At 36.6% G+C, this 13617-nt stretch carries 15 protein-coding genes and 1 pseudogene; 5 read left to right on the plus strand and 11 right to left on the minus strand.

The features are described 5' to 3' along the window. Positions 1–148: 148 nt before the first annotated feature. On the minus strand, positions 149–1318 hold the full coding sequence (locus tag AC33VI_RS17920; RefSeq protein ID WP_491783625.1) for an SGNH/GDSL hydrolase family protein: 1170 nt from the start codon (positions 1316–1318) through the stop codon (positions 149–151). A gap of 101 nt (positions 1319–1419) precedes the next feature. On the opposite strand from AC33VI_RS17920, the gene AC33VI_RS17925 reads away from it, so the two are divergent. Next, complete coding sequence (locus AC33VI_RS17925) at positions 1420–1686, plus strand: YciI family protein (protein ID WP_491783626.1); 267 nt, start codon at positions 1420–1422, stop codon at positions 1684–1686. Positions 1687–1714: 28 nt separating this feature from the next. After that, positions 1715–2689 (plus strand): tRNA dihydrouridine(20/20a) synthase DusA, encoded by a 975-nt coding sequence (gene dusA / locus AC33VI_RS17930; RefSeq protein WP_491783638.1) that lies wholly within the window; start codon positions 1715–1717, stop codon positions 2687–2689. A 55-nt stretch (positions 2690–2744) separates the two neighbouring features. On the opposite strand, the gene AC33VI_RS17935 is transcribed toward dusA, so the two are convergent. The 8 genes and pseudogenes from AC33VI_RS17935 to AC33VI_RS17970 form a co-directional block, all read right to left on the minus strand. Next, entirely contained in the window at positions 2745–3536 is a 792-nt protein-coding gene (locus AC33VI_RS17935; RefSeq protein WP_491783627.1) for a sulfotransferase family 2 domain-containing protein, read from the minus strand. A 93-nt stretch (positions 3537–3629) separates the two neighbouring features. Next, entirely contained in the window at positions 3630–4271 is a 642-nt protein-coding gene (locus AC33VI_RS17940; RefSeq protein ID WP_491783628.1) for a hypothetical protein, read from the minus strand. 24 nt (positions 4272–4295) lie between these two features. Further along, positions 4296–4634 (minus strand): hypothetical protein, encoded by a 339-nt coding sequence (locus tag AC33VI_RS17945; protein ID WP_491783639.1) that lies wholly within the window; start codon positions 4632–4634, stop codon positions 4296–4298. A 38-nt stretch (positions 4635–4672) separates the two neighbouring features. Further along, entirely contained in the window at positions 4673–5407 is a 735-nt protein-coding gene (locus AC33VI_RS17950) for a dinitrogenase iron-molybdenum cofactor biosynthesis protein (protein WP_491783629.1), read from the minus strand. Positions 5408–5942: 535 nt separating this feature from the next. Beyond that, the gene (locus AC33VI_RS17955; RefSeq protein WP_491783630.1) at positions 5943–7154 is read right to left on the minus strand and encodes an acetate kinase; all 1212 of its coding nucleotides are present in this window, start codon (positions 7152–7154) and stop codon (positions 5943–5945) included. Positions 7155–7310: 156 nt separating this feature from the next. Beyond that, positions 7311–7439, minus strand: a complete 129-nt coding sequence (locus AC33VI_RS17960) for a hypothetical protein (RefSeq protein WP_491783631.1) — start codon at positions 7437–7439, stop codon at positions 7311–7313. 5 nt (positions 7440–7444) lie between these two features. Continuing rightward, positions 7445–7609: pseudogene (locus AC33VI_RS17965) on the minus strand (cytochrome P450); the annotation flags it as partial. Between the two features lie 275 nt (positions 7610–7884). Next, a complete protein-coding gene (locus tag AC33VI_RS17970; protein WP_491783632.1) occupies positions 7885–8895 on the minus strand; it encodes an AI-2E family transporter in 1011 nt (336 codons plus the stop codon). Positions 8896–9825: 930 nt separating this feature from the next. On the opposite strand from AC33VI_RS17970, the gene AC33VI_RS17975 reads away from it, so the two are divergent. Continuing rightward, complete coding sequence (locus AC33VI_RS17975) at positions 9826–10536, plus strand: hypothetical protein (RefSeq protein ID WP_491783633.1); 711 nt, start codon at positions 9826–9828, stop codon at positions 10534–10536. Between the two features lie 55 nt (positions 10537–10591). On the opposite strand, the gene AC33VI_RS17980 is transcribed toward AC33VI_RS17975, so the two are convergent. Continuing rightward, positions 10592–10948: a Rieske (2Fe-2S) protein gene (locus AC33VI_RS17980; protein ID WP_491783634.1), complete on the minus strand. Its 357-nt coding sequence runs from the start codon at positions 10946–10948 to the stop codon at positions 10592–10594. 202 nt (positions 10949–11150) lie between these two features. Between AC33VI_RS17980 and AC33VI_RS17985 the strand changes: the two genes are divergently transcribed. Then, the gene (locus AC33VI_RS17985) at positions 11151–12116 is read left to right on the plus strand and encodes an NAD-dependent epimerase/dehydratase family protein (protein ID WP_491783635.1); all 966 of its coding nucleotides are present in this window, start codon (positions 11151–11153) and stop codon (positions 12114–12116) included. Positions 12117–12132: 16 nt separating this feature from the next. Here the strand turns inward: AC33VI_RS17985 and AC33VI_RS17990 are convergent, their stop codons facing one another. Continuing rightward, positions 12133–13359 carry a DUF790 family protein gene (locus AC33VI_RS17990; protein WP_491783636.1) on the minus strand — a complete coding sequence of 409 codons (1227 nt, stop codon included), beginning with the start codon at positions 13357–13359 and terminating at the stop codon, positions 12133–12135. A gap of 27 nt (positions 13360–13386) precedes the next feature. Between AC33VI_RS17990 and AC33VI_RS17995 the strand changes: the two genes are divergently transcribed. After that, on the plus strand, positions 13387–13617 hold a 231-nt coding region (locus AC33VI_RS17995; protein WP_491783637.1), incomplete at its 3' end, for a tetratricopeptide repeat protein.

The raw sequence follows: 13617 nt of genomic DNA on the forward strand, positions 1-13617 counted from the left end.
AATAAAACTGTTCCTAGCAAAAAAGATCCTCAAAAATGGAAACTAAGTATTATCGGTATTGCCTATACTGGGGAAATAAAAGAACAATTATCAGCCAATTTAATATCCTGAATTTAATTCACACCAGACATAAAGTGATTATTAACAGTTAATTATTATTGGCTGATAATTGTTCTTTTATTTCCCCAGTATAGGCAATACCGATAATACTTAGTTTCCATTTTTGAGGATCTTTTTTGCTAGGAACAGTTTTATTAAAACCAATTTCATATTCTTGGGGATATTCATCACAGAGAGAGATTTTAACTGGTTGATAGTCTTGAGATGGCTCAAATCTACGTAAAGGCAAAGCAATGAGATTAATTACATTTTGGGGTTTAATTTTATTCACCCAAGAAGAATAAGAACTAGTCACTATTTTTTCCTCTCCAAACTCGATCTTGAGAAAACCATCATTAAGATCGGATTTAATAAAAATAGCCATCAAGCTACCCTTTAATAAAAAGTTAAGCGAGTTTCCTTGATAAATAGTAAAGTTTCTTTCTTTAAAGACTGTATTTTGATATGTTGATAGTTTGGGAGTATCCTTAAAAAAATTTCCGATCTCAAAGCGATCAAAATATTTTAAACTTTCAAAGTTGTCCTTATAAATAGGCGAGCGATCGGGAATATAATCTAGTTTTTGTTTTGATTTAAGGGTTTTAATAATACCTAATTCATCCAAGCGATCGACAATCGCTTGGGAGACTATTTGTACTCCTTCTGGTCGAGTATAGTGGGCGTGATCTTTATCGTTATATAAAGACTTAACATAATCCAATCCTTTATCTTTACTTAATAGTTTGGTTAGATTGATTACAGGTAAGTTATACTGGTCAGCAATTTTTTCGTAGAGAGCGGATAAATGACAAGGATTATTATAATAATTTTCTAAATTAATGCCAAAAATTAAGATGACAATTAGGCAATTAGGATTAGATTTTCTAACTTTTCTAATAAAACCTTCGAGAGCTTTCCCTGTAAGTTCGAGAGAATATTGCTCCTCTTCAATAGCATGGCGATCGTTGACACAATATTCAAAAAATATTAAATTACTCTGGGCTGCTAGATCGTGTCGTTCTTGTTGAATCGTTCCATAAATATTGGGGACTCCGCCTAAAGAATAATAGTTTAAAGCAGTTTTTTGACCGATAGTTTCTTCAAGATAATTATCTAAATATTTGGCGTAACCTCTTCTCATAACGGAATTAGAACCACCAACAATAGAAATATTTAAAGTGGATTTTTTACGAATACCTAAAAACTTGCGGATCAACATTTAAGTTTTAATAAAATAATATAGAGTATACTTTAAAAGGTATATAGCATTTAGAATATATTAATAATACCTAATAATCAAACTAAAAATAATTCCGATTCATGCCGATTTTTGTCAAGATAGAGAAAGGAATCGTTGCCAAAAAGATCTTCGATCTATATGTTGCAGAACACAAAAATTATGTCCGCGAACTAATCCAAGAAGGACATCAAGCAAAAAGTGGCTATTGGAAAGAGTTGGGGGGAGGAATGTTGATTTTTCATGCGGATTCATTACAAGAAGCAACTGATATTGTCAATCGAGATCCTCTAGTTGTCAATAACTGTGTAACCTATGAGTTGCACGAATGGTGTGTTGTAGTTGAATAATACAAATAATATTTTACTCGCACTTGTCATGCTTCATAATCCTCTAAGTATCGCCCCCATGATGGATCGCACCGATCGCCATTACCGTTACTTTATGCGCAAAATTAGCCATCGTACTCTGTTATATACGGAAATGATTGTCAGTCAAGCGATTATTCATGGCGATCGCTCTAAATTATTAGATTTTTCTCCCGAAGAAAAACCGTTAGTTTTACAGATTGGAGGAGACAACCCCACAGAATTAGCTGAATGTGCCAAAATTGCCCAAAATTGGGGTTATGATGCTGTCAATTTGAATATTGGCTGTCCTAGTTCCAGAGTTCAAAGCGGTAACTTTGGTGCTTGTTTGATGACTCAACCAGAATTGGTAGCTGCTGCCGTAGAAGCAATGGTCAAAGCGGTCAATATTCCCGTAACGGTAAAGCATCGTATTGGAGTAGACAATTGCGATCACTATGAAGATATGGTTAATTTTGTCCGTATTGTCTCTGATGCTGGTTGTCAAAGTTTTACAGTTCACGCCCGTAAAGCTTGGTTGCAAGGTTTAAGCCCCAAAGAAAACCGCAATGTCCCCCCGCTACGTTATGAAGATGTTTATCGTCTTAAACAAGATTTCCCCCACCTATTTATTGAAATTAATGGCGGTATCGTCAATTTAGACCAAATAAATAATCATTTAAAATTAGTAGATGCAGTTATGATTGGTAGGGCTGCCTACGATCGCCCTTATCTTTTTGCCACGGTAGATCGAGATATTTATGAAGAAGATGTAATTCCCAAAACTCGCCACCAGATAGTAGAAGAGATGTTGCCCTATATCGAATATTGGACGAGTAAAGGCACGAAGCTAAATTCGATCAGCCGCCATATGCTACAGTTGTTTGCCGAACAGTCGGGAACAAAAGCTTGGAAACGTTACATCAGTCAAAATGCCTATCTTCCTGGGGCAAATGCTTTAACTATTAGTGCAGCTTTAGCACAAGTTAGTAATGCTAATGGTTGATGGTTGGTTATTATTCATTGGTGTTACACAAAATAACCTAATAATAGTAATTATATTAAATAGTAGCTACTTGTTGTTTCTCAGATTGATTTAACTCGAAAAGACTTAATTGTTTGTAGCCAAAATAAACAAAATCTCGAATAAATAAACGATTGACTGTTTTCAAAGTTTCTTCATCGTAATATTCTAAAAAATCTTGCTGTTCTTGTAAATTTCGTTCTAAATTTTTATCGGATACATTGGGTATTTCCAGTCCTTTTAAATCTAGTTGCTGATGTATCTTGGCAAGATCTAATTTTAAAGTTTCCCAACTGGCAATATAATCAAACTCATTCCACAAATCGTTTTCAATATAACTATATTGGTCTGCTGCTCCAATATATTTTCTCGCTATATCTAAACGAAATTTAGTTAAGATATAATCTAGAAATGCAACAAAACTTGGGAAGTCACCATCAGGATACATTTGATGAAATTCTTGAGCGGGAAAAGGATTTAAACCAGTATGCCGAGCAAAGGTAAATCTTAAGTTACTAATCAAATTTTGATTGACACTATTTCTGGGAGACTGATAATAATTTTGCCAAATATTTATTAAGCGATGATAGGGATTTCTGACTGCAACAATTTTAAAATATTCTTTGGGTTCTTTCCCCAGTCGAGTCAACAAAGGCAGAGATTCGGCAAATCTGGAATATCGATTATTAATATGCTTCGATTCGTTTTTTCCTTCAGAGTCTACCACATAAGGCTCAATTAGTTGAGTTAGGGCATCGCATCCTACTCCTGGAATCTCAATTAAGATAACTTTTTTTGGCTCGGAGACTATCATTTTAGGTAATGTCATTGGAATGATACTAGTCTATTTTCCGTTACAAAACATTAGTGTGACTAAGATCCCAGACAGCTTTTATAGTTGTTTCCCAAGATTAATTTTGAGTTAAAAAATAGTGAGATCGCTGGCTGCTAAGTAGACATCCTTCCAAGAAGGCGAGCGATAATCTCGATTTATACTGCGATCGACATAGCTTACTACAGAAGGCAATTCAAAACTGTGCGTTTCTCCTGTTAAAAATCCTTTTAATTTAGTTTCCCAATCTTGAGGATAGTCTCTAATAATCGGATGTTTAATTACTAAAGACTGATATTCTCCCTCATCGGGGTCGATAATTACATCTAGGCTGATAATACCTAACGATCGCACAAAAACCCCCGTAGCAGCGATCGTAAAATCGCCGTTCGCCCGACTTTGTTTGAGTACGACGACAAAATGACCCCCTTCAGGAATTTTATAAACCAACTTACTCGTATCTTTGACTGGTTTAACTTCCAAATTATAGCCTTGAGTTAGTCCTTCCTCTAAAGTGATATCTTCATATTCTTGGTCTGGATGGGGTAAATAAATTGTAAACTGATGCAGATCGAGCCAGGGATTGCCTACAGTTTCGTTAGTTTCTCCCTTCCAAGCATTATATTGTCCCCGCATCTCTTGACCTACATAGCTATGGCTATTGCAGATATGAATTAATGCCATATTGAGAACACACTGCTCGAATTTACTAAATGTGCCTAAAACTTGCATATTTATTACTTATTACTTGCTGTTTTAATCCTCATCTAAAGCGGGAAACGACTCTTCAATCTCCCAGAGAATACTTTTGTTAGCGATAAACCAACTGCGGGTTTCTGGAGTTAATCGCTCCCAAACTAAGTCAATGTCCACATGAGGAGATTCAAACTGATATTCTCTACCAAGCGATCGCAAATTAATTGCCACATCTCTAGGAATACCAAAATTTAGCCAGTCAACCCCAACAACTTTCCCAGACACTCCACCACTAGGATCGTAGATTAGTTGTGCTACCCGAACTAAATCGGCAAAATGAGTTTGCCTTAATCCTGTTATCTGGAGAATTTCCTGAATACGTTTTTTATTTTGTTGCATATTCATGGGTTGCCCTCTATCTTTTATCCTGAGAATGACTAATTAACTGCCTGATAATTTTTAACTCGTTTCCCCGTACCAACTCCTAGAATTTTGGCTAGCCAAGGTGGGGGAGAAGTTGCGATCGTTTTTTGTAAATCTGCTAAAATTTCTCTTGCTGAACCACCTTGAGATATTTTCATCGGATAAATATAAGCCTGAATAACTTTTGCTGCAGCAGGTCCACCGATAGACATAATATAGAGTATGGGACAATCTCTAATTAAATTCACGCGATAAGTGTTCTTTTCTTCGGCGAGATCGGCTTCAATTGCCGAACGAACATCAATCAATTTAATCTCATCTGCTGATAATTGATAAATTAAATAACGGTGGCAAGAACCAAAATGTCCATCTAATTGCTCTCCTGTATTAGAAGCGACAGCAATTCTAATGGAGTTGGGCATATCTCCTTCTTGATATGGTTCGATGGGTAATTCTTGCTCGCAGAAACCCGTTTCTCCCCACAAGATTCTTACTGCTTCTTTATAGGCTTCTATGTCGCTATTATCGGCATCTTCGCCTTCCCATTCACTATCAACTTCATAAATGTTGCCAAAAGCTCTTTTTAGTTGAGTGACGGTTAGTTTATTAAGAGATTCTTCGGTAATTTCTCCATCATCTAGGTTGTCTTGCAAAGCAGCAATTAAATCTCTTACAGATATATCTGGTAATACTTTGGCTGCTAGGGCAATTCTGAGGGCTACCTCGTTAGAAATAGGTTGACTCGTCATGATTTTTGTTGTGTGTTCTTGGTTTTTTGTCCTCTGACCTAATGACCGACGATATGCAAAGCGGTATTCTTTATCGGAACAATGACTAACTAATATCAGACTGCTTTAAAAATCAAGTATTTGAAGCGTTTGTATTAAGATAATTAAAGATGTACTCAAAATCCTAAACTCTTAATTAGAGAGTATTGTGGGGTATAACTCGGATCGGGGTACAAGTATTTTTGGGGCTGAGTGCGGATATATTTGAGTAGTCTTTTGACTTTAAGCTTTGAGGAGATTTTTGAGCAACAGAGTAGCTAGTTTATTAAATAATTATGAATAATTATCGCACTAAAAGTGATGACTTGGGTGACAAATTAAGAAAAAAGAGTTTTGGTCAAATACTATACATAGCCTTAGGTTTGCTTAAACACATAAAATATGGATTTAAAGATTGAGCACGATCTATGGATGATCCTAGATTCAAGATTAAGTAGCCCAAGATCGTAACTTTACTCTTTACTCAAAAGCAGTTGACCAATGAAATTATAATGTTCTAGCTTGTCACCAATGGAGCGATACCTTCGGCTAGCTTCGCAATCGCCCAATCTTCCTGGGTGTGAATTACTAACACTGGTAGGGATTTTTCCTTCGCAATGTTCTCGTCAACAGAAGAATTATCATTTTTGGTAGCATCCAATTTCAAACCAAGATAAGTCAAACCAGCACAGGTTTTTTCCCGCACAATAGTCGAATTTTCGCCAACTCCTGCGGTAAAAACTAAAACATCCAATCCGTTAAGGCTGGCTACCATTGCACCAATAGACTTTTGTAAATAATGAATATAGACATCAAAAGCTAATTTTGCCTGACTATTCCCCTCACCTATTGCCGTTAAAATACTCCGTAAATCGGCAGATATACCAGATAATCCTTTCAATCCTGATTCTTTATTGAGTATTTTGTTGATTTCTTCGACGCTCAAATCATATTCTTGCATCATGTAAATGAGAATTTGAGGATCGATTGACCCGCAGCGAGTCCCCATCATTAAACCTTCTAAGGGAGAAAAGCCCATTGTAGTATCGATACAAACACCATTTTTAATCGCAGCCAGAGAACAACCATTTCCCAGGTGGCAGGTAACTATTTTGAGAGATTCTAAGGGTTTTTGTAAAATTTGAGCGGTACGATTGGCACAATATTGATGGGAAATACCGTGAAAACCATAGCGTTGGATACCTTTTTTGTACCACTCATAAGCTAAAGGATAGACTTTTGCTGCTTCAGGAAGAGTACTATGAAAAGCCGTATCGAACACTGCTACTTGCTTTACTTCAGGCAATAATTTTTCGATAGTTTCAATCCCTTCTAAATGGGCTGGATTGTGATTGGGTGCTAGGGGAACAAAATCAGCGATCGCACCTTTGACATCAGCATCAATAACAATAGCCTGACTATATTTTGCCCCTCCATGTACCACTCGATGACCCACTACATCGATTTCATTAAGACTTTCTAAAACTTTAGTTTCTCCCGTTACTAAAGTATCTAATAAAGTTTTTAATGCTGTATCTTTCGCTATTACTTCTACTTTTTGTTTGATTCCCTGACTTTTGACTATTAAGATGCCTTTACCTGGAGATTTCGTCCAATCTAAATGAGCTTCCCATAATGGTTCGGGAGGAGTATTGGGAAGGGGTTGGGCTAAATTATAAAGACAACTTTTTTGACTGCTAGAACCTGCGTTGAGAACTAAAATATACATTTATTTTTGCTCGGTAAAATAATCGTCACGCTTATTTTATAAAAGAAAAGATTTATCAGTTGTTAGTTATTACTCAACTCATCATCTGTGGAGATAGTTTTTAGCTTTAGAGCGATCGCCAAAATAATTTCTCACGATTGAGATTACAGTTGTATTTTAAATTACTTGGAATTTTACTCCACCTTCGGGACTAAAAGTAAAACCACGACGGTTGGACTTCGGTAAGCGATCGCTGATTAACTCTAGATTTGATTGAGAAATAATTGTAGCCAAGACTAATTTCATTTCAAATAAAAACACCAAGCTAAAGAACTAGCAGTGGTTTCGTGTCCTGCAAACAACATGGTTAGTAATTCATCTTGAATTTCGCGATCGCTCATCGATTGACCGTCTTCATCTTTAGCAGTCAATAACAGACTGAGAATATCATCTCCCAGACTATCGGGATTTTGGCGAGCGACCCCGCGCCGCCGATATGCGGAGCGGTATCCTTTAGGACAGGCGCAAGGGAACGCACGAGCTTGGCGACGGCGATCGCATTCTGCTTGAAGAATCTGGCGTACCAAATTGATCTAGTAAGGCTTCTACCATACCGAAGATTGGGGGAAATTTAGAACCTGGAGGTAGTTGGGATTTGGTTTTTGGCAGAGTTTTAATAGTCATAATGGCGATCGCTTATAGAGAAAAACACTTAACCATTATAAAAATTATCGAGATAATCTAGTTTTAGTTAGCGATTTTCCAAAAAATCTTGAACGATCAATTTATCGATCCAGGTACTGAATACCACAGTTAAAGGTAAAGCTAAAACTAAACCTGGGATACCTAAAAAAGTAGCAAAGAAAATCTGAGCAATTAGAGTGGCAGCAGGTAAAAGATTTACTTGTTGTTTCATTACTAAAGGTGATAGCCAATAAGATTCAATCTGCTGAATAATAAAGTAGCCTATACCAATGGGTAATATTTTGTCTGGGCTATCAATTAAAGCTACAGAAATAGGAAAAATTAGAGAAATCATCGGACCAACATTGGGAATAAAATTAAATATGCCTGCCAAGATTCCATTACTAAAAGCAAAAGGTATACCCAAAATAACTAAAATCAATCCACAACCTACAGCAACAAAAGCAGAGTTTACACACATACCTTTGATCCAAGCAATAAGTTTTTCTTGATTGGTAGCCAGAATAAGATCGATTGTTTCTCTTTTACTTTTGGGTATCAATTTTAGAGCTAAATTTCTGTAGGCTTGAGGATTGCCATGTAGCATCAAACTTAAAACTATCAGCAATAAACTCTGTAGGGCGAAACTGCCAGAAAAAGAGAATAAGTTCAAAAAGTTCTCAAACAATTTTGGCGTTGCTCTAGCTATTCCCCCATAAATATCCTCAATAGTTGGTAGAGAATCAACTTGAGAGATAGGCAACCAGTCTGGAGGATTGGCTAAAATCTCGGCAATTTTACGATTGGCTCTTGGTATCAGACTAATTAACTCTTGAAATTGACTAATAAAGGTAGGCAGAATAAATACTAGAAGTAGGGCGATCGCAATGACTACCGTTAATAAATTAATCGCCCCTGCTTGGTTGCGCTTTAAGTGAAACTTATATTGCCAAAATTCAGTTAAAGCATTAAGTATTGTTGCTGAAATAATTGCACCAAATATCAATAACAATATTAGTCTAAATTGCCATAGAACTACGCAAGATAAAAGGAGAATAATTATCCCAAGATTACTCATAAGAACTTAGATAAGGCTATTGTTTCAACTGAGTTATTAGTTATTATTTATAGTTATTAGTTTGAGCTTAAAGGTGATAGATTATAGGGTCAACAAGGTGATAAAATCTTATAAATAGTGACATTGAGGGTTTAATCTTGGCGGAAAACCGCTCAATTTAGATAGACAATCATGAATTTTCTCTAAATTATCTCAGGTATTAAACAGCATTGAAATAGTAATATTACCTAACAATTTGTCCTAAAATAATTTCAATTTCCTTCAAGCTATCAGTTTCTAGCGGAGATTGCGGTTATGCTTGGTAGTAAATATGTATGTTTTGACTAAGTTTGAGGGATATAAATAACTTCAACTCGCCGAATTGACTTGTAGTTAATATCTTATTTGAGCCAAGATCGGCTATAAACCATATATTTATCAAATCATTGTTGCGATCGATATTTTACGCTCGTGGCGATCGCACCGCTTGACCAACCAAAAAATTATAACTAGTGCTATAAAGTTAGCAGAAATCTAAAAGATCAATTTAATTCATACATTACTATTACTAATTGATGTTACGCACTGATTATTCCGTTAAGGCTGGTAAAAGGCGCATTCCGCGCCTGAAGGCAAGGATTAAAGGGTTTATGAATCTTTTTTCTAAGTACCGTTTTTCAACTATTGACTTCTCGTTGTTTTGCGTCAATCAGTTACTAAAAGTGAAATAAATAGGCATAATAATTTATAGGACTCGATATCAAAACTTTACCTTTAGCCTCTAGCCCCTAGTTAAACCATTTTTTATTTAATTACACTTACCGACTCAAATTAATTTCCTAGCTTAAATAAAATCGATGTTCATTTCAATATCGAGTCATCAAAAAACCTAAAATAATCGCGATCGTGTTTTTAAGTTTAAATCAAATACTTAATTTAGAGAAGAGAGTCTTGTCAGTAAAAACTAATACTTTTAGCTTAATTCAAAAAACTATTCATAACTCTTTGACATTTCTTTGCTTACTATTTTTAATTAGCTGTAGCAATACAACAAAGGGAGTAAAAAATGCTACTGGAGGTGCAGATAGTGCGACCATGGAGAGTAATTTTGACCTTCAAAATAATTTAACTAAGAGTTTTACTTTCCAACGAGAAGATGGTACGACAAATTTTTATATTAGACCCAGATCTAATGGAGTTAAATTAGAACGCGGACAAGGAGGTACTATAGTAAATTTACTTATAGATTTTAGAAAAGAACTAAGTATAGAAACCCCTGCTGGTTTAATATTGGGTCATATTTTAAGTCACGATAATTACTGGAAAATAGAAGACGGAGAAGAAACCAAAATCTTATATCTTTTGCGTCAAGAAACTGATGGCAACTATATATTAGAGTCGGGTGATAATCGCGAACTATATCGAATTAAGCAACAAGATTATGGATTAGAAATCCTAACTCCACAACAAGAATCTATCTATAAAGTAACAAGCGAAAATAATAAAAATATTTTACAAAACGCTAGTGGCAAAATCATCTTAATGACAGATGCAGATTATCCTTTATTAGCAATGGCTTGCTATGGGTTTGAGATTCTTGATAGAAATCAGCAATCAGGATTGTCTTATGCCATTATTTTGAGTGGGAAATCAAATATATAACGCCGAAATCTTGGATTTCGGCGCGAGTTTCTTAATGTAAGTAGCAAAATATTAACTAAACAGATAAGTCAACCAAAATTTGTCCGTCTTCAACTTTGGTGGGAAATACTGTCAAAGTTTTTTCAGAAGATATTTTACCCAAGACATTACCCACTACAGGAGGAAAGGGACACCATTTTTGGACGCTACCCGTTTCAAGATCGAATTCGCTGCGATGCCAGGGACATACTAACCCACCATTAGGGGTAATTTTACCTTTTTTGAGAGAAAGTTTTAAATGAGGGCAAACGCTATCTACAGCATGAATTTTACCCGATTCGTTGAGTAATAAGAGAGAACGCTCGGCTAATTTAACAACTTGTCTCGTACCAGGAGCGAGATCTTCTACCGCCAATGCAGTTGTCCAAGTCATGTTAGTTTTATCCTCGATTTTAAAAAGTTTTAAATTTAAGTTTGATGCAGACTCTCCAGATATTATTCAACAATTTGTAACGGGAACAACATTTTGCCTTAACAATTATCAATAAAAGTCTAGATTCGACAAGTTTGATTAAAGTAAAGTACTCTATTGAGAATTATTCAGAAAATATCTTGGTAAGGATCGGGCATCATCTATGAAACGGATTTTTATGACTGGCGCGAGTGGTTGTATTGGTCACTATATGACGGAAGCACTGATTCAAAACACCAATCACGAGTTGTATTTGTTAGTCAGAAATCCTGATAAGTTGCAATTTGATTATCGATCGCGAGCGGGAATTCATATTCTACAGGGGGATATGTCTCGAATCGAAGAATATAGCGACTTGTTGCTCAAAGAGATTAACATTGCCATTCTTGCCGCTACCGCCTGGGGAGGACAAGGAGAAACTTACGATATTAACGTGGTTAAAACCCTAGGTTTGATTAATTTACTCAATCCTAAAATCTGCGAGCGTGTAATTTATTTCTCTACTGCCAGTATTTTAAATCGTAACAATCAACTACTCCTACCTGCCAGTCAATTCGGTCACGATTATATCCGTACCAAGTATCAATGCTTTGCTCAGTTGGGGAAAACAGCGATCGCCGATAAAATAATTACTGTATTTCCGACTTTAGTTTTTGGTGGAGATCGTCATAAGCCCTATTCCCATTTAAGCTCTGGTATTACTGACGTAACTAAATGGATTGGTTTAATTCGCTGGTTTAAAGTTGATGGCAGTTTTCATTTTATCCATGCAGAAGATATTGCCAGAATTATCAAATATTTAGTCGAAAATCCCGATTTTTCTCCTCCTCAAGCAGAATCCCCCATGGGCGTAGCTTGTCTGGTTTTGGGCAATCCTGCTATTACGGTCGATCGCGCGATCGTGGAAATTAGCCAGTATTTTAATCAACGAGTTTATCTTCGTTTTCCTCTCTATATTTGGCTGGCAAATATTTTTATCGAAATCTTTCGCATTCAAATGGACTCTTGGAGTCGTTTCTCTCTAGACTACCGCCATTTCACCTATACTAACCCCGTTACCCCTGCTAGCTTTGGTTTAGAGAATTATTGTTCTACCGTTGCCGAATTGATGAAAGTTTCGGGACTTTGAAGCTAAATAACTTAAATTAATCAGACTTCTCTAAAATTTCTAAGACTGCTTTGGGAGTCAGCTTGTTTTTAAACCAAATTAAATAGTTGGGCAACTCGGTAAAGTTAACCCCTGCTTTGTCTAGATTGAGTCTTTCCGAGACAGCTAAAATTAAATTGTCTGTATCTCCATTACGGACTTGATAAAATTTCTTTTGCAAATATTGAGGTCGCCAATAACCGATTATTTCCAGCAAGAATTCTCTGCCATCGGGATGCACCAAACGAAAGTCGGGAATCATCACGCTACCAGGAAGGGGGATTAAATCTACTTCTCTTTCCAATCGCCATTCAGTTTTTGCCTTGACCCAACTTTTGGCAAAAGAGGCTTCTAACATAGAGTCGTAGGGCTTGCCTGGAGGATAGTGGGAAACCAAGTCACAGCGATCGCTAGTCAGAGTAAATTTACCTGTTTTGACATTGCCCGAATATCGATCGCGTTGTTGTAGTTTGGCTTGCAAACTCCATTTAGTGACGTGGAGGAGGGCGGGAATCATTTTAGCTAGGGCTAGACCATAACGGGTGCTAGCTTTAAAGAGACTGGCAGGTCCATCCATAGTTAGGGTAAAACCAGTGTCCGCATCTCCTTCTATATATGCCATTAATTGAAATAGTTTGATATAGCGAAAAAGCAATTTATATTCCCCAGGATCGTTGCGGTGGGCGTTAATTACGACGTTAGTGGCGCGATAAAAAATACCTTGTACTTGGGCAAGGTTGTAACGATGCAATAAAGATTCCGCCAGAGGCGCATCAAATTCCGTCAAGATACGGTTTTCCTGCAAGTCTGCATATAGTCCTGCTTCGATTTCCTCACGAGATACAGGGCGTTTTAGTTCGTCAGCCAGAGTATGAGCGATTGCTTCAATAGTAGTACTTCTTTGACTGGGGATGGGGATAGTTTTAGCTGCTTCGGCAAATACCCGCTGTCTGAGAAGAGGAGGCTCTAAGGGGCTGATAATTTCAAAAGTAGCAAAGGTATTGTGCAAGATATGAGCCAAGCCTCTTTTGACTCGATAATCGGGGCTATCCCCCTCTAAATCTAAGAGTTGCTGGTTCAAATCTTTTTGAGTTTTACCCACACAATCTTGAAAACGCTGGATAATTTCTCTGGCGATCGCTAGATTGTAGTTATCGATTTCTAACTTTTTTGGTATTATTGTTTCGCCATTGCGCTTATATATAAGTAGTTCGCTTTTTAACATTACTAGTTGTATCTATAATTCAGAACAATGTATCAGACCCTAGAATGTCGTCCAGATAGCTATCGAGAATGGTACGAGCAAGGTAACCAATTACGGGCAGAAGGCTATTATCAAGAGGCTTTAGTCAGTTACGAGCGTGCTATTGATTATAAACCCCGCGATTATTGGTCTTGGTATCGTAAAGGAGCAGTACTAGAAGCATTGGGAGACTACGAAGCAGCAATTTATAGCTATACTCAAGCCAATCAAATTCAACCC

The organism is Waterburya sp. (genome assembly GCF_058530065.1).

Excerpts from the sequence above, each read along its gene's own strand:
- AC33VI_RS17955 (WP_491783630.1), bottom strand. The coding sequence starts at position 7,154 with ATGTATATTTTAGTTCTCAACGCAGGTTCTAGCAGTCAAAAAAGTTGT.
- AC33VI_RS17950 (WP_491783629.1), bottom strand. The coding sequence starts at position 5,407 with ATGACGAGTCAACCTATTTCTAACGAGGTAGCCCTCAGAATTGCCCTA.
- dusA (WP_491783638.1), top strand. The coding sequence starts at position 1,715 with ATGCTTCATAATCCTCTAAGTATCGCCCCCATGATGGATCGCACCGAT.
- AC33VI_RS17980 (WP_491783634.1), bottom strand. The coding sequence starts at position 10,948 with ATGACTTGGACAACTGCATTGGCGGTAGAAGATCTCGCTCCTGGTACG.
- AC33VI_RS17970 (WP_491783632.1), bottom strand. The coding sequence starts at position 8,895 with ATGAGTAATCTTGGGATAATTATTCTCCTTTTATCTTGCGTAGTTCTA.
- AC33VI_RS17940 (WP_491783628.1), bottom strand. The coding sequence starts at position 4,271 with ATGCAAGTTTTAGGCACATTTAGTAAATTCGAGCAGTGTGTTCTCAAT.
- AC33VI_RS17985 (WP_491783635.1), top strand. The coding sequence starts at position 11,151 with ATGAAACGGATTTTTATGACTGGCGCGAGTGGTTGTATTGGTCACTAT.
- AC33VI_RS17990 (WP_491783636.1), bottom strand. The coding sequence starts at position 13,359 with ATGTTAAAAAGCGAACTACTTATATATAAGCGCAATGGCGAAACAATA.
- AC33VI_RS17925 (WP_491783626.1), top strand. The coding sequence starts at position 1,420 with ATGCCGATTTTTGTCAAGATAGAGAAAGGAATCGTTGCCAAAAAGATC.
- AC33VI_RS17935 (WP_491783627.1), bottom strand. The coding sequence starts at position 3,536 with ATGACATTACCTAAAATGATAGTCTCCGAGCCAAAAAAAGTTATCTTA.
- AC33VI_RS17960 (WP_491783631.1), bottom strand. The coding sequence starts at position 7,439 with ATGAAATTAGTCTTGGCTACAATTATTTCTCAATCAAATCTAGAGTTA.
- AC33VI_RS17945 (WP_491783639.1), bottom strand. The coding sequence starts at position 4,634 with ATGCAACAAAATAAAAAACGTATTCAGGAAATTCTCCAGATAACAGGA.
- AC33VI_RS17920 (WP_491783625.1), bottom strand. The coding sequence starts at position 1,318 with ATGTTGATCCGCAAGTTTTTAGGTATTCGTAAAAAATCCACTTTAAAT.